Source organism: Bartonella sp. MR168JLCBS, from assembly GCF_042194175.1.
Map to the genome: position 1 here is coordinate 1 of NZ_JBHIMP010000085.1, position 1,375 is coordinate 1,375.

At 38.0% G+C, this 1,375-nt stretch carries 2 protein-coding genes; both read left to right on the plus strand.

The window, feature by feature from the left end:
- Window positions 1-143 precede the first annotated feature (143 nt).
- Window positions 144-695 (plus strand): aminoacyl-tRNA hydrolase, encoded by a 552-nt coding sequence (gene pth / locus ACFIK8_RS09255; protein ID WP_375669251.1) that lies wholly within the window; start codon window positions 144-146, stop codon window positions 693-695.
- Window positions 671-901: a hypothetical protein gene (locus ACFIK8_RS09260; protein WP_375669252.1), complete on the plus strand. Its 231-nt coding sequence runs from the start codon at window positions 671-673 to the stop codon at window positions 899-901. The genes pth and ACFIK8_RS09260 overlap by 25 nt, the downstream gene beginning before the upstream one ends.
- The last annotated feature ends 474 nt before the right edge of the window (window positions 902-1,375 follow it).

Consider the following 1,375-nt stretch of genomic DNA (forward strand, 5'->3'; position numbering starts at 1 on the left):
GTATGAATGTGAGTGATGATAGTTCAGAACAAGAGAATGATAAAGATAACGCAAAAACTTAATAAATTTCAGCAGGTGGGAATTTTTCCCGCCTCAACTTATGAGATATTTATTTAACCCCTCTCATTTCACTGAAGGTCTGCATGTGGCTCATTGCTGGTCTTGGCAATCCTGGTTTACAATATCAAAATAACCGCCATAATATTGGTTTCATGGTTATTGATGCCATTTATCAGTCCTTCTCCTTTTCTCCATGGTCGAAAAAATTTCAAGCAGAAATCTCCAATGGTCTCATAGATGGTGAAAAAATTTTTCTTATAAAACCTCAAACTTTCATGAACCTCTCTGGCCAAGCCATCGGTGAAGTTTTACGATTTTATAAATTAGACTTGAAAAATTTTATTGTCATTTGCGATGAGTTGGACTTACCTCCCGGGAAAGTGCGTGTAAAAACCGCTGGCGGAAATAATGGACACAATGGTATAAAATCCATTGATGCTCATTGTGGCATTGACTACTGCCGTGTACGCTTAGGGATCGGACATCCTGGTTCCAAAGAACTTGTTCACCAGCATGTTCTCGGAAACTTTACGAAATCTGATCAAGAGTGGTTATCTCCTCTCTTAGACGCAATTGCAAAAAACATTGCTCTCCTTATAAAAGGTGATAGATGTCTCTTTATGGCCACAATCTAACAAGCAACAAAAAAGCAAAACATGCAATAAACAAGCTTATTTCTATCGATTTTATAGCTAAAGTTAAGATTATGAAATCAGAATGGATTGGTGGTAATATCCCATTTGTAAAGCGTTCCATTTATAAAAAAGGCGTATTACTAGCAGAAGTCTTCCATCAATACAGTGCAGCAATCAGCAAAAGATTTACCGTTTACGGATGGTAAATCTGTTAGGATGGGCGTGAGTACTGAAAACCCTACCCGTTTTTTGTTGAAAGCATTCATTTTATTTTAAAAGCCAGAAGTCAAGGATGAGAGTTTCCCCTTTCGTCAGGTAAATGAGGTACATCCATGCGTCCATGTATCCATGTATCCATGTATCCATGGTAAGTGGCATAGTATCCATCGATCAATGTTATAGTCCTGGTTGGTGCTAGAAAAACCGTTGGCATCCAGTTTGGGAAGCACTTATCAACTTCGTACAAGATCTTGTTTATAAAGATAATCATGAGATACTTAAGATACTCTCGTTTCAAACCTTTTTATGTTGGATCAAACAAAACTATTCGCTTCCACGTCACAAGCCGGATTGGCTGTGTGGATAAAAATATTGAAGAAAAGAGTAAAAATGCCTCTTAGGAACCGTCTCAATGCAAGGGCTGTCGGCACCATTGGGGGTTGTTAGCAAAAATAATGATG